At 65.5% G+C, this 19491-nt stretch carries 19 protein-coding genes and 1 pseudogene; 5 read left to right on the top strand and 15 right to left on the bottom strand.

Annotation, left to right across the window (positions count from 1 at the left end; translation table 11 throughout):
* Window positions 1–58 precede the first annotated feature (58 nt).
* From paaE to paaG, 9 genes are all read right to left on the bottom strand, one after another.
* A complete protein-coding gene (gene paaE / locus HQN78_RS21555; protein WP_235086129.1) occupies window positions 59–1126 on the bottom strand; it encodes a 1,2-phenylacetyl-CoA epoxidase subunit PaaE in 1068 nt (355 codons plus the stop codon).
* A gap of 32 nt (window positions 1127–1158) precedes the next feature.
* Complete coding sequence (gene paaD / locus HQN78_RS21550; protein ID WP_235089885.1) at window positions 1159–1665, bottom strand: 1,2-phenylacetyl-CoA epoxidase subunit PaaD; 507 nt, start codon at window positions 1663–1665, stop codon at window positions 1159–1161.
* Entirely contained in the window at window positions 1665–2447 is a 783-nt protein-coding gene (gene paaC / locus HQN78_RS21545; RefSeq protein WP_235086126.1) for a 1,2-phenylacetyl-CoA epoxidase subunit PaaC, read from the bottom strand. Before paaC ends, paaD begins: the two co-directional genes overlap by 1 nt.
* A 10-nt stretch (window positions 2448–2457) precedes the next feature.
* Window positions 2458–2952: a hypothetical protein gene (locus HQN78_RS21540; protein ID WP_235086124.1), complete on the bottom strand. Its 495-nt coding sequence runs from the start codon at window positions 2950–2952 to the stop codon at window positions 2458–2460.
* 12 nt (window positions 2953–2964) lie between these two features.
* On the bottom strand, window positions 2965–3948 hold the full coding sequence (gene paaA / locus HQN78_RS21535) for a 1,2-phenylacetyl-CoA epoxidase subunit PaaA (RefSeq protein ID WP_235086121.1): 984 nt from the start codon (window positions 3946–3948) through the stop codon (window positions 2965–2967).
* 122 nt (window positions 3949–4070) lie between these two features.
* The gene (paaK, locus tag HQN78_RS21530; RefSeq protein ID WP_107800773.1) at window positions 4071–5384 is read right to left on the bottom strand and encodes a phenylacetate--CoA ligase PaaK; all 1314 of its coding nucleotides are present in this window, start codon (window positions 5382–5384) and stop codon (window positions 4071–4073) included.
* Between the two features lie 119 nt (window positions 5385–5503).
* Window positions 5504–5935, bottom strand: coding sequence for a hydroxyphenylacetyl-CoA thioesterase PaaI (paaI, locus tag HQN78_RS21525; protein ID WP_107800774.1), 432 nt, complete (start codon window positions 5933–5935; stop codon window positions 5504–5506).
* A complete protein-coding gene (locus tag HQN78_RS21520) occupies window positions 5928–7442 on the bottom strand; it encodes a 3-hydroxyacyl-CoA dehydrogenase (RefSeq protein ID WP_235086119.1) in 1515 nt (504 codons plus the stop codon). Before HQN78_RS21520 ends, paaI begins: the two co-directional genes overlap by 8 nt.
* Before the next feature lie 2 nt (window positions 7443–7444).
* A complete protein-coding gene (paaG, locus tag HQN78_RS21515) occupies window positions 7445–8242 on the bottom strand; it encodes a 2-(1,2-epoxy-1,2-dihydrophenyl)acetyl-CoA isomerase PaaG (protein WP_107800776.1) in 798 nt (265 codons plus the stop codon).
* Window positions 8243–8441: 199 nt separating this feature from the next.
* Here paaG and paaN point away from each other — a divergent pair, with 199 nt between their 5' ends.
* The 3 genes from paaN (at window position 8442) to HQN78_RS21500 (ending at window position 12241) form a co-directional block, all read left to right on the top strand.
* Window positions 8442–10109 carry a phenylacetic acid degradation protein PaaN gene (gene paaN, locus HQN78_RS21510; protein ID WP_235086117.1) on the top strand — a complete coding sequence of 556 codons (1668 nt, stop codon included), beginning with the start codon at window positions 8442–8444 and terminating at the stop codon, window positions 10107–10109.
* A 201-nt stretch (window positions 10110–10310) separates the two neighbouring features.
* Window positions 10311–10619 carry a DUF485 domain-containing protein gene (locus HQN78_RS21505; protein WP_227105329.1) on the top strand — a complete coding sequence of 103 codons (309 nt, stop codon included), beginning with the start codon at window positions 10311–10313 and terminating at the stop codon, window positions 10617–10619.
* Window positions 10616–12241, top strand: coding sequence for a cation/acetate symporter (locus HQN78_RS21500; protein ID WP_370646569.1), 1626 nt, complete (start codon window positions 10616–10618; stop codon window positions 12239–12241). Before HQN78_RS21505 ends, HQN78_RS21500 begins: the two co-directional genes overlap by 4 nt.
* Window positions 12242–12247: 6 nt before the next feature.
* Here HQN78_RS21500 and HQN78_RS21495 read toward each other — a convergent pair.
* A pseudogene (locus tag HQN78_RS21495) lies at window positions 12248–13131 on the bottom strand (LysR family transcriptional regulator).
* Between the two features lie 115 nt (window positions 13132–13246).
* On the opposite strand from HQN78_RS21495, the gene HQN78_RS21490 reads away from it, so the two are divergent.
* Window positions 13247–14272, top strand: a complete 1026-nt coding sequence (locus HQN78_RS21490; protein ID WP_107800781.1) for a YeiH family putative sulfate export transporter — start codon at window positions 13247–13249, stop codon at window positions 14270–14272.
* A gap of 73 nt (window positions 14273–14345) precedes the next feature.
* Here HQN78_RS21490 and HQN78_RS21485 read toward each other — a convergent pair whose 3' ends face one another.
* The 5 genes from HQN78_RS21485 to HQN78_RS21465 form a co-directional block, all read right to left on the bottom strand.
* Entirely contained in the window at window positions 14346–14741 is a 396-nt protein-coding gene (locus HQN78_RS21485) for a DUF2628 domain-containing protein (RefSeq protein ID WP_227105333.1), read from the bottom strand.
* 171 nt (window positions 14742–14912) lie between these two features.
* The gene (locus tag HQN78_RS21480; protein WP_235086114.1) at window positions 14913–15134 is read right to left on the bottom strand and encodes a hypothetical protein; all 222 of its coding nucleotides are present in this window, start codon (window positions 15132–15134) and stop codon (window positions 14913–14915) included.
* Window positions 15134–16123 carry a hypothetical protein gene (locus HQN78_RS21475; RefSeq protein WP_235086112.1) on the bottom strand — a complete coding sequence of 330 codons (990 nt, stop codon included), beginning with the start codon at window positions 16121–16123 and terminating at the stop codon, window positions 15134–15136. Before HQN78_RS21475 ends, HQN78_RS21480 begins: the two co-directional genes overlap by 1 nt.
* Window positions 16124–16276: 153 nt before the next feature.
* Window positions 16277–16465, bottom strand: coding sequence for a YbdD/YjiX family protein (locus tag HQN78_RS21470; RefSeq protein WP_107800784.1), 189 nt, complete (start codon window positions 16463–16465; stop codon window positions 16277–16279).
* The gene (locus HQN78_RS21465) at window positions 16465–18525 is read right to left on the bottom strand and encodes a carbon starvation CstA family protein (protein ID WP_235086110.1); all 2061 of its coding nucleotides are present in this window, start codon (window positions 18523–18525) and stop codon (window positions 16465–16467) included. Before HQN78_RS21465 ends, HQN78_RS21470 begins: the two co-directional genes overlap by 1 nt.
* 217 nt (window positions 18526–18742) lie before the next feature.
* Between HQN78_RS21465 and HQN78_RS21460 the strand changes: the two genes are divergently transcribed.
* Window positions 18743–19489 (top strand): response regulator, encoded by a 747-nt coding sequence (locus HQN78_RS21460; protein ID WP_235086108.1) that lies wholly within the window; start codon window positions 18743–18745, stop codon window positions 19487–19489.
* Window positions 19490–19491: the final 2 nt, after the last annotated feature.

Raw genomic sequence — 19491 nt, 5'->3', positions numbered from 1 at the left:
GCCGCCAGGCAAACCCCGGTTAAACCGGGGCTTGCCAGCGGTTCTAGACAAGCAACCGTCAACGCTCATCAAAACTGAGCACCACTTGCTGGGTCCGTGGACGCGCCTGACAGGCGAGCACGAAGCCTTGTTCCACCTCGGCCGCTTCCAGGGCGAAATTCTTGTCCATGGACACGCGGCCGGACAGCACCTTGGCTCGGCAGGTGCAGCATACCCCACCTTGGCAAGAGTAAGGTAGGTCGACCCCGGCCGCGGTGGCCGCTTCCAGGATGCGTTCGCCGGCGCTCAGTTCCAGTTGGCGCTGCTGTCCGTCGATGATGAGGGTGACGCTGGCCGCCGGATTGTCCTCGGCCGCCGCAGCCGGTTTGGCCGCGCCGCGCCCCGGTACGCCGAAACGTTCGTAATGGATGCGTCCGGCGGCCAGCCCGACGCGCTCCAGGCAGGCGCAGGCCTGATCAATCATATCGTTGGGGCCGCAAACGAAGGCTTCGTCCACCGCGCCGTCCGGCAGCAGCGCGGCCAGCGCCCTGTGCAGCCGTTCGCCGTCGAGACGGCCGTGAAACAGCTCCGGCTGCTGCGCTTCGCGGCTGAGGAAGTGATACACCGCCAGGCGCGCCGGATAGCGCGACTTCAGCGCCGCCAGCTCATCGGCGAACAGAATGCCGCCGCGCCGCCGATTACCGTACAGCAAGGTGAAACGGCTGTGCGGCTCTCGCCGCAAGGTGGTTTTCAAAGTGGACAGCAAGGGGGTGATGCCGCTGCCGGCGACGATGCCCAGATAGTGCTTGCGCTGCTCCGCCGCCAGCGGCGTGAAAAAGCGCCCCTCCGGCGGCATCGCTTCCACCTCCTGCCCAAGCTGCCAATGCCGGTGAACGTGGCTGGAGAATACGCCGCCCTCCACCCGCTTCACCGCCACCCGTAAAATGCCTTCGTCCGCGCCGCAGCACAGCGAATAAGTGCGCCGCTGCTCCACGCCGTCGATATGTTCGCGAAACACCAGGTGCTGGCCCTGGGTGAAGCGGAAGCGCTCCTTAAATTCCGCCGGCGGCTCCAAGGTCAGCGAAATGGCGTCGTCGGTTTCCTGGCGGCGTTCGACGACGCGCAGGCGATGGAAAGCTAGTCTCATCCCGGTCTCCTTACTCCGGTCCCTCAGTGGACTCAGATCGGCTTGAAATACTCGAATGGCTCCAGACAGGCCTCGCAGCGGTAGAGCGCCTTGCAGGCGGTGGAGCCGAACTGGCTCAGCCGCCGGCTGCGGACGGAGCCGCATTGCGGACAGGCCGGCAGCGCCGTTTGGAAGCGCAGCGGCTGCCAGTCGTCCTCGGCCGCCCTTGCGCAGGCCGGCGGCGCAATGCCGTAACGGCGCAGCTTTTCGCGGCCGTCGGCGCTGATCCAGTCGCTGCTCCAGGCCGGACTCAGCTGGGTGCGCAACACCACCCGCTCTTCGCCCGCCTGACCCAAGGCCTGCCGCACCGAGGCGGCGATGGCCTCGGTCGCCGGGCAGCCGGAATAAGTGGGGGTCAGCGTGACCTCCAGATCCTCCCCCACCCGCGCCACCTTGCGCACGATGCCCAGATCGCACAGCGACACCGCCGGCACCTCGGGATCCGGCACCTGGTCCAGCACCCGCCAGGCTTGCGCCACGCTCAGCCGCGCGGCGCGCATCACCAGCGCCCTCCGGGATAGGCGCGCTGCAGGAACTGCATCTCCGCCAGCACATGGCCCAAGGATTCGCTGTGTTCGCCGCGCTTGCCGCCGGAACGATATTCGGTATCCGCCGGGGGCCGCAGCGTGGCCTCCGCCAGCACCGGCAGCATCAACTCCTCCCATTCCTTCCGCAGAAGAGCCGCTTGCGGCGCGACGCCGTCCAGGCGCCGTTCCAGCGCGTCGTCGTCGAACATCTCGGCCAGATACGGCCACCAATGCGTCAGCGCCCGCTGCATGCGCCGCCGCGATTCGTCGGTGCCGTCGCCCAGCCGCACCACCCATTCCGCCGCGTAGCGCAGGTGGTAGCGGCTTTCCTCCAGCGCCTTGCCGGCGATCGCCGCCAGCCGCGCTTCGCCGCCGCCGCGCAAGGCCCGCCACACAGCCACTTGGTAGGCGCTGAACAGGGCGATGCGCAACACGGTCTGGCCGAAGTCGCCGTTCGGCAGCTCCAGCAAGGTCAGATTGCGGAACGCCGGCGCGTCGCGCAGATAGGCCAGCGCGTCCTCGTCCCGGCCCCGTCCCTCCCATTCGCCGGCCAGACTCAGCAGCAAGCGCGACTGGCCTATCAGATCCAGCGCGATATTGCTCAGCGCGATATCGTCCTCCAGCTCCGGCGCGTGGCCGCACCATTCGCCCAGGCGCTGGCCCAGCAACAAGGTGTTGTCGCCCAGCCGCAGCGCGTATTCGATCAGGTCCGCCGTCGCCGGCGACTGCGTTTGCACAGCTATCTGCACAGACATCGCGCACTCCTCACATATGGTTCACGGCTTCCGGCAACTGGAAGAAGGTGGGCAAGCGATAAGTCTTGCTGGCCATCGGTTCGAACAGCATCTCGCGTTCGTCCGGCTCGCTGCAGCTCAGCGCCGCGCTGGGCAGCGCCCAGACCGCGCCGGGCGGGAACTCGCCGAAGGCCCGCTCCGCCCGCTCCAAGGCCTGCGATGCCGACGCTGCCAGCAGGCTGGCGACGTGCAGATGATCCAGCCCCGGCTTGAGCTGCAAAAACACTTCGTACTGTTGCGGCGCCTCGGCCTCTGTCGCAGACGGCGGCTCGCCGTTCTCGCTTAGGCGGGCGCTGGGCGCCACCCACAGGCTGATGCCCTCTTGGCGGCGGAAATAGATGTCTCTGGCCAGCAGCAGCGCATGGCGCGCATCGGCGGCATGCAGGCTGCTGGAGTGCTTGTATTGCAAGGCGTTGCGGCCAAGGACAAAAACCTCGAAACGCGGCCAGGCGTTAGGCTCGGACATGATGGCTCCTGATCAGGCGGCGGCGCGCGCCGCCTGTTTGTCGGCATAGGCTCGGGCTGCGGCGCGCACCCAGGCCCCCTCTTCATGCGCGCGGACGCGCGCGGTCATGCGTTCGCGGTTGCAGGGGCCGTCGCCCGCCAGCACCCGCTTGAACTCCGTCCAATCCGGCTCGCCGAAGTCGTAATGACCGCGCGCCTCGTTCCAGACCAGCGCCGGGTCCGGCAGCGTGATGCCCAGCACTTCGGCCTGGGGCACGATGGCGTCGACGAACTTCTGCCGCAAATCGTCATTGGAAATGCGCTTGATGCCCCATTGCATGCTGCTGGCGCTGTGCACCGAATCCCGGTCCGGCGGGCCGAACATCATCAGCACCGGCCACCACCAGCGGTTCACCGACTCCTGCACCATGGCCCGCTGCTCCGCGCTGCCGCCCATCATCGTCAGCAACAGCTCGTAGCCCTGGCGCTGGTGAAAGCTTTCTTCCTTGCAGATGCGCACCATGGCGCGGGCGTACGGGCCGTAGGAACAGCGGCACAGCGGAATCTGGTTCATGATCGCCGCGCCGTCCACCAGCCAGCCTATGGTGCCGATGTCGGCCCAGGACAAAGTGGGGTAATTGAAGATGCTGGAGTACTTGGCGCGGCCGGACAGCAAGGTCGCCACCATTTCGTCGCGCGGGCTGCCCAGGGTTTCCGCCGCCGCGTACAGATAAAGGCCGTGACCGCCCTCGTCCTGCACCTTGGCCAGCAGAATGGCCTTGCGCTTGAGCGTGGGCGCGCGGCCGATCCAGTTGCCTTCCGGCAGCATGCCCACCACTTCGGAATGCGCATGCTGGGAGATCTGCCGCAACAAGGTTTTGCGGTAGGCGAGCGGCATCCAGTCGCGCGCTTCTATCTTGTCCTCCGCCTGCAGCTTGGCGTCGAAGGCCTGCTGCTGAAGCGACGGCTCAGCCGCCGCCGCGGCGATGTCCGGCTGATCCAGGGCTTGGGTGTACATGGCGCATCCTCCTAGGTGAGCATCGCCGGAAGCGGATGTCCGGCGCGCTGAAACAGCATATTAATTAATTTACCGGTCGTTCAATTAAAATACAAGCATTAACGCAACCTGCCCCTCGTCGCCTAGTCGCGCGGCCGCTTGTCCACCACCCGCCGCGCCTTGCCCACCGAGCGTTCTATGGTCATCGGCTCCACCACCTGCACTGTGGTCGTTACGCCGACATGGCTCTTGATGCTGTGCTGCAACTGCCGCGCCGCCAGCTGTTTGGCGTCGTCGCGCGCCGGCCCGCTGGGCTCGCGCTCGACGAAGACCGCCAGGCTGTCCAGGTGACCGTCTTTGTCGACCTCCAGATAGAAGTGCGGCGCCAGCCCCGTTTGCCGCAGAATCACTTCCTCGATCTGGGTGGGAAACACATTGACGCCGCGGATGATCAACATATCGTCGGACCGGCCGACGATCTTGCCGATGCGCCGCATCGAACGGCTGCTGGGCGGCAGCAGCCGGGTCAGGTCGCGGGTACGGTAGCGGATCACCGGCATCGCTTCCTTGGTCAGCGAGGTCAGCACCAATTCGCCCTCCTCCCCGTCCGGCAGCACTTCGCCGCTGTGCGGATCGATGATTTCCGGGTAGAAGAAATCCTCCCAGATCACCGGGCCGTCCTTGCTTTCCACGCACTCGCTGGCCACGCCCGGCCCCATCACCTCAGACAGGCCGTAAATGTCCACCGCGTCTATGCCGGCGCGGCGCTCGATCTCCTGCCGCATCTGCCCGGTCCACGGCTCGGCGCCGAAGATGCCCACCTGCAAGGAGCAGGCCGCCGCATCCATGCCCCGGCGCTCCATTTCATCAAGGATGTTCAACATATAGGACGGCGTGACCATGATGATGTCCGGGCGGAAATCCTGGATCAGCTGCACCTGGCGCTCGGTCTGACCGCCGGACATCGGCACCACGGTGCACCCCAGGCGTTCCGCGCCGTAGTGCGCGCCCAGTCCGCCGGTGAATAGGCCGTAACCGTAAGCGATGTGTACCATGCTGCCGCGCCGGCCGCCGGCGGCGCGGATGGAGCGCGCCACCACCGTGGCCCAGGCCTCGATATCGTTGCGGGTGTATCCCACCACCGTGGGCTGGCCGGTGGTGCCGCTGCTGGCGTGGATGCGCGACACCTGGTCTCGCGGCACCGCGAACAGGCCGAACGGGTAGTTGTCGCGCAAATCCGCCTTGCTGGTGAACGGGAAGCGGCTCAGATCCTCCAGCCGCCGCAATTGCCGGGGATGGACATCGGCTTGCTCGCACTTGGCGCGAAAGGGCGCGACATTGTCGTAAGTGTGTTGCAGCGTCCATTGCAGACGCTGCAGCTGCAAGGCGGACAGTTCGTCGCGGCTGGCGGTTTCCATCGCGTCCAGCTCGCTGGACATAGGGCGGGTGACGGGCATGGTGCTTCTCCTGTGTGGGTTCGGGGCTGGCTCTGCGGCCAATTGCTGCTGGCTGGACAAGACGGCGGGCTTGCACTCCTTGGACGGGCATTGAGAAACAAAAAACGGCATGCGGCCTTTTACTCGGCCCGCTCTCCGCTCCGGTGCGAGCGGCCGCGCAGCAGGGCCAGGGTTTCGCCGCGCTGATTGCTGATCCGCACATCGTAAAGACCTTGCCGAGCCCCCTGATGCAGGCACTCGGCCTCCGCCAGCAGACAGTCCCCGCCGCGGGCCGGCAGCAGATACTCCACGCTGACGGCCGCGCCGACCGTCCTCGGGCCCCAGCTATTGCAGGCAACGGCGAAGGCGGTGTCCGCCAGCGCGCACAGCAGGCCGCCGTGACATAGCTGGAAACCGTTGAGCATGTCGTCGCGCACTCGCATGCGTAGCCGGGCCCGGCCCGGCGCCACGTCCAGCAGCTCCATGCCCAGGCTGGCCGACGCCCGATCCTGGCTCAGCATCGCCAGCGCGCTGTTCTCGGCAAGTTGCCGAGCGGCTTCTGTCTCAGTCATGGAAGCGTCCTCCGGACAAGGCCAGCCGCCGCAGCAGCGGCGAGACGCGATAACGATCGTCGCCGTAGTGCACGTGCAAAGCGTCCAATGTCTGCGCCAGATAGTCCGTGCCGAGCTTATCGGCCCAGGCCAGCGGACCGCGGGGATAAGCGGCGCCCAGGCACATCGCCTGATCCACGCTGTCCGCCGCGGCCACGCCCTGCCCCACCGCGTCGGCCGCCTCGTTGGCCAGCATCGCCACGGTGCGCAACACCGCCATGCCGGCGGCGTCGTCCATCCGCGACACCAGCAGGCCGGCCGCCTGCAACACGCCCTCCGCCCGCGCCGCCGCCTCCGGCGCGGCCTGGTCCGCCATGGCCAGCGCCAGCCGCGGCGCGCTGGCGTAATCCAGAGCCAGATCGAACACCGCCCAGCCGGCGTGGCCGCTGTCCGCGGCGCGGCGGGTGGCGCTGCGACCGTCGGACAGGGCCAGCCGCAAACCGTCCCAGTCCAGCCAGCCCTGCGCCGGCCCCGGCTCGCGTTCCACACGCACGCCGCCGGCCCGCAAGCGCGCCAACAAGGGTTCGGCCGCGCCCAAGCCGCCATGCACGCGCAGCGCCGCGGGCGCCGCTTGCGGCGGCGCGGCGTCCGGCGCCGGCAAGGCCTGGCCGTAATCGTAAAAGCCGCGACCGCTCTTGCGGCCCAGGCGGCCGGCCGTGACCAACTCCTGCTGCAGCGGCGACGGCCGGAAACGCGGGTCCTGCTGCATCGCCTGATATACCGACTGCGTCACCGCGAAATTCACGTCATGGCCGATCAGGTCCATCAATTCCAAAGGTCCCATCGCGAAGCCGCCAGCTTCGCGCAGCAAGGCGTCCAATGTGGATGGCGCGCAAGCGCCTTCTTGCAGCAGCCGCAAGGCCTCGGCGTAGAAAGGCCGCGCCACCCGGTTGACGATGAAGCCGGGAGTGGACGCGGCCGGCGCCGGCGTCTTGCCCCAAGCGCGCATCCACTGGCACAGACGCTCCGACAAAGCCGGCGCGGTCTCCAGCCCGCTCACCACTTCCACCAGCTTCATCCGCGTGGCCGGATTGAAGAAATGCAGACCGATCACCCGCTCGGGATGACGCAGACCCGCCGCCAGCGCGGTAATGGACAGAGAGGAGGTGTTGCTGGCCAGGATGGCGGAGGCCGGCAACAGGGCGTCCAACTGACGCAGCAGCGCCTGCTTGGCGTCCAGACGTTCGACGATGGCCTCTATCGCCAAGGCGGCGTCGGCCAGCTCCTCCTGACAGGAGGCCGGCCGCAGCCGGCGGCGCGCGGCGTCCAGTTGCGACTGGCTCCATTTGCCGCGCCGGACCAGGCCGGACCAGTCCGCGGCGATCGCATCCGGCGCCGCAGCAGCAGCAGCCGCGTCCTGATCGTAGAGATAGACCTCATGCCCCGCCGCAGCGGCTACCGCGGCGATGCCGCGCCCCATCGCGCCGGCGCCTATCACCGCCACGCGCTGTTCCTTGTCCAGTTTCATGGTCATCGTCCTCCAAAGCGCGGCGGCCGCTTGCCCAGAAAAGCCGCCACGCCTTCGCGGTAATCGGCGCTGAAGCCCAGCTCCCGCTGCGTATCGCGCTCCAATTGCAGTTGCCGCTCCAGACTGTTGCCCTCGGCCGCCTGCAGCGCCTGCTTGATCCTCGCGTAGGCCAGCGTCGGCCCGCTGGCCAGTTGCTCGGCAAGCTGCCGCACCGCGGCGGGAAAATCCTCGTCGTCTACGCAGCGCCAGATCAAGCCCCATTGCTCGGCCCGCTCGGCCGGCAAGGGCTCGGCCAGCAGCGCCAGCCCCATCGCCCGCGCCTGGCCCAGCAAACGCGGCAGCCAGTAACTGCCGCCGGCGTCCGGCAGCAGACCGATCTTGCTGAAGGCCTGGATGAAACTCGCCGAGCGGGCGGCGATCACCAGATCGCAAGCCAGGGCGATATTCGCTCCGGCCCCGGCCGCCACGCCGTTGACCGCGGCGATCACCGGCTTGGGCATATCGCGCAGCCGCCGCACCAGCGGCGCGTAGTAAGCCTCGATGGACAATCCCAGATCCGCCGGCGGCTGCCCCGGCTCCGGCGCCCGGTCGCTCAGATCCTGGCCGGCGCAGAAGGCGCGGCCGGCGCCGGTCAGCACCAGCGCCCGAACCTCGGCGTCGTCGCGCAGGCGGTCCAAGGCCGCCGCCAAGGCCTGGTGCATGGCGGGGTTGAAGCTGTTCAGCCTTTGCGGCCGGTTCAGCGTCACGGTCGCCACTCCGGCCTCCAGATTCACCTCAATACTCGTTTCCGCTGCCTGCATGCTCGCCTCCCCTTTGGGCGCGGCCTTGGCTCACTGGCCAAACCGCCACTTCGGCAAACGCTATCATTGACCGACCGGAAAATCAATTATAAGCTGACCCACATCAATGACAGTGCGCTGAAACTGTTGTTACCGTGCCCGGCTTGCCGCTGACATGACGCAGGCCGGCCTCTCATCCCTCCGCCCGAGGAGAACGTCCATGTCTCACCCTCTGTTCCAGCAGCATCAAGCCACCTTGGACCAGGCCCTGCAGGCCTTGAGCGAGCGCCAGTACTGGTCCCCGCACCCGGAAATGCCCAGCCCCAGAACTTATGGCGAAACCGCCGCCGCGGACGGCCAGGCCGCGTTTGAGGCTTTATTGCAACAAGACTTCCAGCTGGACGGCCTGCCGGCCGGCCAGGGCTGGGTGGGCAGCGAACGCTCTCCCTATCGCGGCGCTTTGCGCATCCGCTATCCGCGCCATGACGCCGACGCCTTGCTGAACGCCTCCACCGCGGCGCTGCAATCGTGGCGGCAAGCCGGCCCGCAGGCCTGGGTGGGCGTCTGCCTGGAAATCATTCAGCGGCTGAACCGCCGCAGCTTCGAAATCGCCCACGCGGTGATGCACACCACCGGCCAGGCCTTCATGATGGCCTTCCAGGCCGGCGGCCCGCATGCGCAGGACCGCGCCTTGGAGGCCGTGACCTACGCCTGGCGCGAGATGTCGGCCATTCCCGGACACTGCCGCTGGAGCAAGCCGCAGGGCAAACATGAGCCGCTGGTGCTGGAGAAAAGCTGGAAGGTGATCCCGCGCGGCGTCGGCCTGGTGATAGGCTGCAGCACCTTTCCCACCTGGAACGGCTATCCGGGGCTGTTCGCCAGCCTGGCCACCGGCAACAGCGTCATCGTCAAGCCGCATCCCGGCGCGGTGCTGCCGCTGGCCCTGACAGTGCGCATCGCCCGCGAAGTGCTGGCCGAGGCCGGTTTCGATCCCAATACCGCGCTGCTGGCGGCGAACCAGCACGGCGAGCCGCTGGCCAGCCTGTTGGCTCAGCGGCCGGAGGTGAAGCTGATCGACTTCACCGGCAGCAGCGCTCACGGCGAGTGGCTGGAGAGCCAGTGCCGCCACGCTCAGGTCTACACCGAAAAAGCCGGCGTCAACTGCGTGGTGCTGGACTCCACCGCCGATTTCCCCGGCCTGTGCCGCAACCTCGCGCTGTCGCTGGCGCTGTACAGCGGCCAGATGTGCACCGCGCCGCAGAATATTTTCATCCCGGCCGACGGCATCCACACGCCCGAAGGCAAGCTGTCCTATCAGCAAACGGTGGAAGGCCTGTGCGCGGCGCTGGAAGCGCTGTGCGCGGAACCGGCCAAGGCGGTGGAACTGCTGGGCGCGCTTCAGAACCCCGGCGTGGTCCAAAGGCTGGAGGCGGCGCGCGCGCTGGGCCGGCCGGCGCTGGACAGCCGGAGGCTGAGCCACCCGCAATACCCGGAAGCCGAGGTGCGCACCCCGCTGTTGCGCCAGTTGACGATGGAGGACCGCGCCGTTTACGAGCAGGAACACTTCGGGCCGATCAGCTTCCTGATTCAGACGCCGGACAGCGCCGCCGCGCTGCGCCAGGCGGAAGACAGCATGCGCCGCCACGGCGCCCTGAGCTTCTCGGTCTACAGCACGGACCAGCTGGTGCAGGCGCAGGCCCGGCAGGCGGCGGAAAACGCCTGCGTGTCGCTGGCGCTCAATTTCACCGGCGCGGTGATGGTCAATCAGTCCGCCGCCTTCAGCGACTTCCACGGCAGCGGCGGCAATCCGGCGGCCAACGCCAGCTTGTCCGACAGCGCCTTCGTCGCCAACCGCTTCCGCGTGGCGCAAACCCGCAGCTTCGTCTGAGCCCCGGCCCCGGTCTCGGCCGGGGCGCCACCCGCCATCGTCAAAAGCGCGTTTACGATCCGGCAAGCCGGAGCGAGACAAGGCCTTGCCGCGGAAGAACAGGAATGTGCCGGCGATACGCCGGCGTTCTTGCGCGGCGCTCGCCGGCTAACGCTCCACGCCGCGCAGTTGATCGTAAGCCGCTGGTTAAGGAGCCGCGCCATGAGCCCGCAACAACAGCAAGCGATTCTGAATCATCCCGCCTTTCAACAACTGGCCCGCGGCAAAGCGCGGCTGGGCTGGAGCCTGACCGCCGTCATGCTGCTGCTCTATTACGGCTTCATCCTGGTGCTGGCCTTCGCACCGCAGTGGCTGGCCCGGCCCATAGGCGCCGGCGTCACCACCGTGGGCATGCCGGTGGGCGTCGCCATCATCCTGGCCGCCTTCGCGCTGACCGGGATCTACGTGCGCCAGGCCAACAAGCGGCTGGACCCGCTGAACGAACAAGTGCTGAAGGAGTGCCGGCCATGAGAATCCCTGTCGCCATGCTGGCGCTGACGCTGGCCGGCCCCGCCTGGGCCCAGTCCGGCGCGCAACGGCCCTTGAACTGGAACGCCATCCTGATGTTCCTGCTGTTTGTGGCGCTGACCCTGTTCATCACCGCTTGGGCCGCCCGTCGCACCCGTTCCGCCTCGGACTTCTATACCGCCGGCGGCGGCGTCACTCCCCTGCAAAACGGCCTGGCCATCGCCGGCGACATGATCTCCGCCGCCTCCTTCCTTGGCATCTCCGCGATGATGTTCAGCAAGGGCTACGACGGCCTGATCTATGCGCTGGGCGTGTTGGCCGGCTGGCCCATCATCATGTTCCTGATCGCCGAGCGGCTGCGCAATCTGGGCCGCTTCACCTTCGCCGACGTGGTGTCCTACCGCTTGAGCCAGACCCCGGTGCGCATCACCGCCGCCTGCGGCACGCTGACGGTGGCGCTACTCTATCTGGTGGCGCAGATGGTGGGCGCCGGCAAGCTGATCGAACTGCTGTTCGGCGCCAGCTACCTGAGCGCCGTGATCATCGTCGGCGCGCTGATGGTCTTGTACGTGATGTTCGGCGGCATGCTGGCCACCACCTGGGTGCAGATCGTCAAGGCGGTGCTGCTGCTGTCCGCCACCAGCTTCATGGCCTTCATGGTCTGGCGACGCTTCGGCTATAGCAGCGAGGCCGTGTTCGCCGCCGCCGCCGAGCTCCGCGGCCAGGCCATCCTGGCGCCGGGCGGCCTGGTGTCCAATCCGGTGGACGCCGTCTCCCTGGGGCTGGGCATGATGTTCGGCACCGCCGGCCTGCCGCATGTGCTGATGCGCTTCTTCACCGTGGCCGACGCCCGCGCCGCGCGCCAATCCGTGTTCTACGCCACCGGCTTCATCGGCTATTTCTATCTGCTGCTGATCCTGGTGGGCTTTGGCGCCATCCTCATCGTCGGCGGCGACGCCGGCTTTCGCGACGCAGACGGCGGCATTGTCGGCGGCGCCAATATGGTGGCGGTGCACCTGGCCCAGGCGGTGGGCGGCAATCTGTTCCTCGGCCTGGTGTCGGCGGTGGCCTTCGCCACCATTCTCGCCGTGGTGGCCGGCCTGGCCCTGTCGGCCGCGTCGGCGGTGTCCCACGACCTGTACGCGGTGGCGCTGCGCAAAGGCAAGGTGAGCAGCGCCGAGGAAATGCGAGTGTCGCGGCTGGCCACGCTGGTCATCGGACTGCTGGCCATTCTGCTGGGCTTGTTGTTCGAGAAGCAGAACATCGCCTTCCTGTCCGGCCTGGTGCTGGCGATTGCCGCCTCGGTGAATTTCCCGGTGCTGTTCCTGGCGATGTTCTGGCCCCGGCTCACCACCCGCGGCGCGGTGGGCGGCAGCCTGGCCGGCCTGGCGTCCGCCATCGCGCTCTTGGCGCTGGGGCCCATGGTGTGGGTGGATATCCTGGGCCATCCGCGGCCGATCTTCCCCTACGCCAACCCGGCGCTGTTTTCCATGAGCGCGGCCTTCGCCTGCGCCTGGTTATTGTCGATCTGCGATCGTTCGTCCCAGGGCCAATTGGAACGCAGCCGCTTCCCGGCGCAATACATCCGCGCGCTGACCGGACTGGGGACCGGCGCCAAGCCCTGATGGGGTTCAGGCCAGCAGCGCCGCCATCGTCATGTTCTGGAACGCGGCCATGCCGCGGGTCAGCGTCTTGTCGCGGTGCTGCACCTGGTACAAGGTGCGCGTCAGCACCGGCAGGCCGGCGTTCAGCTCCACCACCGCGCCGGTCTGCAACAGATCGGCCACCACCCGCCGCGACAGGCAGCTGACCCCCAGGCCGGCGGCCACCGCGTGCTTGATCGCTTCGGAATGGCCCAGCTCCATGCTGACGTTGAGCATGGCCAGGTGCGGCAGCAATAGACGATCCACCTCCTCGCGCGTGCCGGAGCCGGCTTCGCGCAGAATCCATTCCGCTTGCGCCAGGTCCTGGCGCGCCGCCTCGCCCGCGCCAGCGGGTGATCCGCGGCGGCGAACACCACCAGCTCATCCTGTCTCCAGGGCTGGGCGACCAGATCCGGGTGATGGCAAGGCCCTTCGATGAAACCGAAGTCCACCCGCAAGGCCGCCACCGCGTCGACGATGTCGCGGGTATTGGCCACGTCCAGCTCCAAGCGCGCCAGCGGCCAGGCGGCGCGGAAGGCCGCCAGCTGCTGCGGCAGCAGATAGTTGGCCACCGTGCTGCTGGCGCCTATCTTCAAGGACATCGCCCCGGCGTTGAACAGACTCTGCATGTCCTGGGCCGCGTCCAGCATGGCCCGCGCCTTGGGCCACAGCAGCCGGCCATGCTCGTTCAGGCTCAGCCGTTTGCCGATGCGGTCGAACAAGCGCACGTCTAGGCCGGTTTCCAGCTTGTCCAGCGCCTGGCTGGCGGCGGACTGGGTCAGCGCCACCTGTTGGGCCGCCTGAGTGACGGTGCCGTATTCGGCCACCGCGACGAAGACCTCCAGCTCGCGCAAGGTCAGCTTCAAGGCCATACCCCCTCCTTATATTGATTTTGCTACTGACATATATCCATTTTATCCGTTTCTCTACTGAAAACGAGGGCGTATCGTTAGCCTCATCCGCCATAGACCAAACAGGCATTTACTTATGACAAACCTTCGCCAAATCATGCCGGGCCTGGCGTTGGCCATCGCCCTCGCCGTCGCCGCGCTCTACGCCGCGGATTTGCCGGCGATGAAACATCTGGGCTTCTCCGCCCTCACCCTCGCCATCCTGGGCGGCATGCTGATAGGCAACACCGTCTACCGCTACTTCGCCGGCGCCAGCCACCATGGCATCCAGTTCTCCAAACAGAAGCTGCTGCGCCTGGGCATCATCCTCTTCGGCTTCAAGCTGACCTTCCAGGACATCGCCGCCGTCGGCTTCGCCGGCGTGCTGATCGACACCCTGGTGCTGTGCACCACCTTCCTGCTGGCCTTCCGCATCGGCCGCAAGTATTTGGGCATGGACGAGCAAAGCGTGATCCTGATCGGCGCCGGCAGCTCCATCTGCGGCGCGGCCGCGATCCTGGCCACCGAACCGGTGCTCAAGGCCCACGCGGAAAAAGTGGCGGTGGCCGTCGCCACCGTGGTGGTGTTCGGCACCGTGGCGATGTTCCTGTGGCCGATGCTGTATCAGTGGACCAGCCATCTGGGCATTTCCGAGTTCAGCTACGGCGTGTTCGCCGGCTCCACCATCCATGAAGTGGCGCAGGCGGTTGCCGCCGGCAAATCGGTCAGCGAGGCGGCGATGACCACCGCGGTGATCACCAAGATGATACGGGTGATGATGTTGGCGCCCTTCCTGATCGCCCTGTCCAGCTGGCTGGCCGCCAAGCCGCACGGCAGCCGTCAGCAGAAGGGCCGCATCGCCATCCCCTGGTTCGCCGTCGCCTTCCTGGGCGTGGCCGCCTTCAACTCCTTCAATCTGCTGCCGGCCGCATGGGTCAACGCCATCGTCTCCCTGGACAATCTGCTGCTGGCCGCCGCGATGGGCGCGTTGGGCATCACCACCCATTTCTCCGCCATCCGTCAGGCCGGCGCCAAACCGATGTTGCTGGCGTCCATCCTGTTTGGCTGGCTGATCGTCGGCGGCGGCCTGATCAACTTCGGCGTCAGCCATCTGCTGCACTAAACGCCGCTCGCGCAAAATCAAAACCGCCCGGTTTGCGCCGGGCGGTTTTTTTTCACTGAGCAGCCATCATGGTTTAGAACAAGCCACGGAAAGGGTTCCACCCCTTATAGCCTTTGACCTTCTTTTGGTAATACAGATAATTCACCGACATGCCGGCCAGCGCGCTAAAGCCGAAACCAAGCCCGCGGGTGATCGACTCAGGCACATCCAGCAAGACGAGGACCAGGTTGATCAGCAGCGCCACGCCCAGCAAGGACAGCATGTTCTTCCACAAGCCCAGCACCAGGTAATAGATTGGCCAGAAGAAAAAAGCGATGAAATTCATCTGCACCTTAAGGCGGTCGCCAAACGACAAGGCTTTGAACGCCTCCTTGTAACTGGCGCTATTCGGCGCGCCGTGCTGATCGAAGAAGGCAAAGCGCATCTGCCATTTGTCGCTGTAAGCGGTGTAAGCGGAAGGTTCTGACATGGCTTTTCCACATGTGGTTAATAATGACACTATTTTGCGACATGCCAAAGAATAGGACAATGAAATCGCGGTCGGAGCCCATCCCAAGCCAAAACAAAACCGCCCGGCTTGCGCGCGGGCGGTGGCAGTGGTTTTACATCCTGGGTGGGCATGCAACCGCCTCGCTCCCGCTCAACCGCCTGATGAATCCATTGTCACTCCCGATACTTGCTCACGCGACAAGCCCTTCATCAACATCAGCCGGCTTTGCACCAAGGCGGTGGCGAACTGCTTCTTGAAGTTGTCAGCCGGACGCCAGTCCTTCCCGTCCTGAACAAAGCCAAACTCCCCTTCCAGCAGCAAGCGGTCCTCCTTGCCGATCGCCACCATGAACGGGTCGCGATATTGCACCATCAGCTTGCAGCTCCAGACACCCCCGCTCCTTGTGCGCAATCGTTCAAAGGCAGCACTTCGCCGAGGGCGGATTCCGGCTGACCAGCCGCTCCTTGCATACGGGCCAAAGCATCGGCGACGGATCCGCCCAGCTTGCTATAATCCAACACGCCTTTTTGCAGCGCCTGCCTCACGCCCTCCCGCCCCAAAGGCTTGCCCAGTTCCGGTAATACGCCATCCGAATTCAACTGAGCGTAACGTGCGCGCAGCAAACGCTCGTCGCCCCCCATCACGAAAATATCCTCGCCCTTCCCCTTCACCTCGTACGCGATGGGCGCGCGCTCTTCATCCACAACCAACATGGCCACGCAACCGCGGGTCCGCTCCGTTTTGATGTAACCCAGCTCCTTGACCTGTTCCAACTTGAGGTTCCGCAAATTGCCCGCTACCGGCGCGCTCGAGCTGGGCTTTCTCGCCATCAAGTGCGCCTGCGCCGACCACAAAGACTCATGTATGCTTTTCTTCACCACGGACGCTTCGCATCTCGGCACCAGCGGCGGTGTCAGAAAGTACCAGCCGGCCGCGCCGAGCAAGGCCGCGCTCCCCAAGCCCCAAGCCAGCTTCCCGCGCCATGTCGTCGCCTTTTGTCTCTGGAGCAGCGCCAATTCGAGCTCCAGATCCTGGTTGTATTCATCCACCGCCTGCCTGCGCACCGCATTGGACGTGAAACCTTCGTCCGCATCCGCCTTGGCTTCGATTTCAATCATTTGCTCAAAGCTCAGCACTTCCTCCTCTTCCAACCAGTCCAGGCCTCCGCCCAAGGTGGAGAAGGGCTCCGCGCCCTGCTCGCGCAGTTTGTCGCGCGCGGCTTCGTAAATCGCCTGGTCAATCACTCCGCCCGCCAGCAGACGGTCAAGAATCGGGCTTGCAAACGTGGAATCGCTCATATCGTCCATCAACGGCGCGCATTTCGCATACGCAGCCGGGCTAGTGGAAAGGGCGTTCAGCATAACCCACGCCTAAAACTCAAGCCAATTTGGATTTAAAATCCACAAAGAAATGCCAAAAAAATAGAAACACAATTTCCACGGAGCGCGCCCGCGCATGCAATGAAAAACGCCCGGCCAAGCCGGGCGCTATCAAGTATGACTAACCGTTAGAACTCAGCACGGACACTTCTTCATGCTCTTGCCGCCATAGCGTTCGTCCTGACAACGGCGGAAGAAAGCCTCGCGGCTCATCACCTCCGCCTTGGGATCGAAGCGGCGGCGGCTGGCGACGTAAGCGTCGTAATCCTTGACCCCCACCATCAGCCGGGCGGTTTTCGCCCATTGTTGCCATAGCTTGCCCATCACGCGCCCTCCTCCCGGAACATGGCCGGCACCTCCTTGGCGGTGGACCATTTCACCGCCAGGGACTTGCGCATCACGTTCAGCGCAAACGCCAGCATGGCGATCACCACCGCCATGAACAGCGCCGTCAAGGTGGCGTCCACATAGTCATTGAAGATGATCTGATGCATTTGCGCCATATTCTTGGCCGGCGCCAGCACCTCGCCCTTGGCCGCGGCGGCGGAGAATTTGTCCGCGTGGGCCAGGAAGCTGATCTTGGGGCTAGCATGGAACAGCTTCTGCCAGCCGGCGGTCAGCGTCACCACCAACAGCCACAAGGTGGGCACGGCGGTGACCCAGATATAGCGGGTTTTCTGCATTTTGATCAGCACCGCGGTGGCCAGAATCAGCGCGATGCCGGCCAGCATCTGGTTGGCGATGCCGAACAGCGGCCACAAGGTGTTGATGCCGCCCAGCGGATCCACCACGCCCTGGTAGAGGAAGTAGCCCCAGCCGGTCACCGCCAGGCCGGTGGCGATCAGGTTGGCCGCCCAGGATTCCGTGTTGGCCATAGGCTTGACCACCAGGCCCAGCAGATCCTGGATCATGAAGCGCAGCACACGGGTGCCGGCGTCGATGGTGGTGAGGATGAACAGGGCTTCGAACAGAATGGCGAAGTGATACCAGAAGGCCATCATCGCCGGCCCGCCTATCACATTGGACAGAATGTGCGCCATGCCCACCGCCAAGGTCGGCGCGCCGCCGGCGCGGGACAGGATGGTGCTCTCGCCCACGTCCTTGGCCATCTGGGTCAACATGTCCGGCGTGATGAGGAAGCCCCAGCTGGAAATCACCTGGGCGGCTTCTTCCGCGGTCTTGCCTATCACCGCCGCCGGGCTGTTCATCGCGAAGTACACGCCCGGATCCAGCACGCAGGCGGCGATCAACGCCATGATGGCGACGAAGCTTTCCATCAGCATGGAGCCGTAGCCTATCATGCGGGCGTGGGTTTCGTTCTCCAGCATCTTGGGCGTGGTGCCCGAAGCCACCAGCGCGTGGAAACCGGACACCGCGCCGCAGGCGATGGTGATGAACAGGAAGGGGAACAGATTGCCGGCGAACACCGGGCCGCTGCCGTCGATGAATTTGGTCACCGCAGGCATGTGCATATTGGGCGCCACGATCATGATGCCGATGGCCAGGCCGACAATGGTGCCGATTTTCAGGAAGGTGGACAGGTAGTCCCTCGGCGCCAGCAACAGCCATACCGGCAGCACCGAGGCGACGAAGCCGTAGCCGATCAGCGTCCAGGCCAGCGTGGTGCCGCTCAGGGTGAACAAGGGCGCCAGGGTTTCGTTCTTGGCGATGTCGCCGCCGTAAACAATGGCCAGCATCAGCAGGATGAAGCCGATGACGGAGATCTCGCCGATCTTGCCCGGCCGGATGTAGCGGGTGTAAACGCCCATGAACAGCGCGATCGGTATCGTGGCGGCAATGGTGAAGGTGCCCCACGGGCTGCCGGTCAGCGCCTTGACCACTACCAGCGCCAGTACCGCCAGCAGGATGACCATGATCATCAGGATGCCGATGGAGGCGATGACGCCGGGGATGGCGCCCAGTTCGGTGCGGATGATCTCGCCCAGCGATTTGCCGTCGCGGCGCACCGACAGGAACAGGATCAGGAAATCCTGCACCGCGCCGGCCAGCATCACGCCGACCAGAATCCACAGCGTGCCCGGCAGATAACCCATCTGCGCGGCCAGCACCGGTCCCACCAGCGGCCCGGCGCCGGCGATGGCGGCGAAGTGGTGGCCGAACAACACCCATTTATTGGTGGGCACGTAGTCCAGGCCGTCATTGTATTTTTCCGCCGGGGTCAGCCGGCGAGCGTCCAGTTCCAGCACTTTGTGGGCGATGAAGCGGCCGTAAAAGCGATAGGCGATGGAGTAGACAGACACCGCCGCCACGATCAGCCAGACCGCGTTGACCGGCTCGCCGCGATTGAGGGCCACCACGGCGAAGGCCGCCGCGCCCGCCAGGGCGACGGCCAGCCACACGGCCCATTCTTTTATCTGTTGCATATGGCAAGTTCCTATTCTCTTTATCCCGTTTTAATTTATCGGTCCCTGGCGGCAACGGCGGCCACGGCCGGCTTTTTGTGCCTGACCGATTCTGGATTGATAGCGCCGGAAAATCAAGCAGGCCAAACCATTTGTAAAAACTATCGATAGTTTATGACGAATAGCAGTCACGATAATGCTAAAGTCGCCGGCAAACCTCGCGTGCTAATATTTTGATTTGAACCACCGAAATCCCGTCGACGGACATGAACAGCGATACCCCCATATTCTCATCGTCGAAGACGACGTGAGACTAGCCGAATTGATAGGCGCTTATCTGAGCAAGCACGGCTATCGCATCTCCCAGCACGGCCGCGGCGACACCGCGCCGGCCATCATCCTGGAAGAAAAGCCGGACCTGGTGATCCTGGACATCATGCTGCCGGGCAAGGAAGGCTTCGACGTCTGCCGTGAAATCCGCCCGCGCTATAACGGCCGGGTACTGATCATGACGGCGCGCGACGAGGACGTGGACGAAATCCTGGGGCTGGAACTGGGCGCCGACGACTACCTGGCCAAGCCGGTGGAGCCGCGCCGCTTGCTGGCGCGGGTGCGCGCGCTGCTGCGCCGCGGCGGGCCGGGGGCGCAAGCCGACGGCGAGGCCGGCGACGAAGACAGCTTCACCTTTGGCCAGTTCTGCATCAGCCAGGCCACGCGCGAGGCCACGCTGAACGGAGAACTGATCGATCTGACCACCGCCGAATTCGACCTGCTGTGGCTGTTGTCCTCCCACGCCGGCCAGGTGCTGTCCCGCGACGACATCATGAGCGAGCTGCGCGGCATCGGCTTCGACGGCTTGGACCGCTCCATCGACGCGCGCATTTCGCGGCTGCGCCGCAAGCTAGGCGACAATCCCGACGCGCCGGCCCGAATCAAGACCGTGCGCGGCAAAGGCTATCTGTTCTCGCGCAGCGACTGGGAATAAGG

It is taken from the genome of Chromobacterium sp. Beijing, from assembly GCF_021496765.1.
In the GTDB taxonomy this organism is placed as follows: domain Bacteria; phylum Pseudomonadota; class Gammaproteobacteria; order Burkholderiales; family Chromobacteriaceae; genus Chromobacterium.
Note: the sequence above shows the minus strand (reverse complement) of the source record. Positions and strands in the feature narration are given on the sequence as shown.

What these genes read in the sequence shown, in the direction of transcription:
- paaE (WP_235086129.1), bottom strand. Translation starts at nt 1,126, where the DNA reads ATGAGACTAGCTTTCCATCGCCTGCGCGTCGTCGAACGCCGCCAGGAA.
- paaD (WP_235089885.1), bottom strand. Translation starts at nt 1,665, where the DNA reads ATGCGCGCCGCGCGGCTGAGCGTGGCGCAAGCCTGGCGGGTGCTGGAC.
- paaC (WP_235086126.1), bottom strand. Translation starts at nt 2,447, where the DNA reads ATGTCTGTGCAGATAGCTGTGCAAACGCAGTCGCCGGCGACGGCGGAC.
- HQN78_RS21540 (WP_235086124.1), bottom strand. Translation starts at nt 2,952, where the DNA reads ATGTCCGAGCCTAACGCCTGGCCGCGTTTCGAGGTTTTTGTCCTTGGC.
- paaA (WP_235086121.1), bottom strand. Translation starts at nt 3,948, where the DNA reads ATGTACACCCAAGCCCTGGATCAGCCGGACATCGCCGCGGCGGCGGCT.
- paaK (WP_107800773.1), bottom strand. Translation starts at nt 5,384, where the DNA reads ATGCCCGTCACCCGCCCTATGTCCAGCGAGCTGGACGCGATGGAAACC.
- paaI (WP_107800774.1), bottom strand. Translation starts at nt 5,935, where the DNA reads ATGACTGAGACAGAAGCCGCTCGGCAACTTGCCGAGAACAGCGCGCTG.
- HQN78_RS21520 (WP_235086119.1), bottom strand. Translation starts at nt 7,442, where the DNA reads ATGAAACTGGACAAGGAACAGCGCGTGGCGGTGATAGGCGCCGGCGCG.
- paaG (WP_107800776.1), bottom strand. Translation starts at nt 8,242, where the DNA reads ATGCAGGCAGCGGAAACGAGTATTGAGGTGAATCTGGAGGCCGGAGTG.
- paaN (WP_235086117.1), top strand. Translation starts at nt 8,442, where the DNA reads ATGTCTCACCCTCTGTTCCAGCAGCATCAAGCCACCTTGGACCAGGCC.
- HQN78_RS21505 (WP_227105329.1), top strand. Translation starts at nt 10,311, where the DNA reads ATGAGCCCGCAACAACAGCAAGCGATTCTGAATCATCCCGCCTTTCAA.
- HQN78_RS21500 (WP_370646569.1), top strand. Translation starts at nt 10,616, where the DNA reads ATGAGAATCCCTGTCGCCATGCTGGCGCTGACGCTGGCCGGCCCCGCC.
- HQN78_RS21490 (WP_107800781.1), top strand. Translation starts at nt 13,247, where the DNA reads ATGACAAACCTTCGCCAAATCATGCCGGGCCTGGCGTTGGCCATCGCC.
- HQN78_RS21485 (WP_227105333.1), bottom strand. Translation starts at nt 14,741, where the DNA reads ATGTCAGAACCTTCCGCTTACACCGCTTACAGCGACAAATGGCAGATG.
- HQN78_RS21480 (WP_235086114.1), bottom strand. Translation starts at nt 15,134, where the DNA reads ATGGTGCAATATCGCGACCCGTTCATGGTGGCGATCGGCAAGGAGGAC.
- HQN78_RS21475 (WP_235086112.1), bottom strand. Translation starts at nt 16,123, where the DNA reads ATGCTGAACGCCCTTTCCACTAGCCCGGCTGCGTATGCGAAATGCGCG.
- HQN78_RS21470 (WP_107800784.1), bottom strand. Translation starts at nt 16,465, where the DNA reads ATGGGCAAGCTATGGCAACAATGGGCGAAAACCGCCCGGCTGATGGTG.
- HQN78_RS21465 (WP_235086110.1), bottom strand. Translation starts at nt 18,525, where the DNA reads ATGCAACAGATAAAAGAATGGGCCGTGTGGCTGGCCGTCGCCCTGGCG.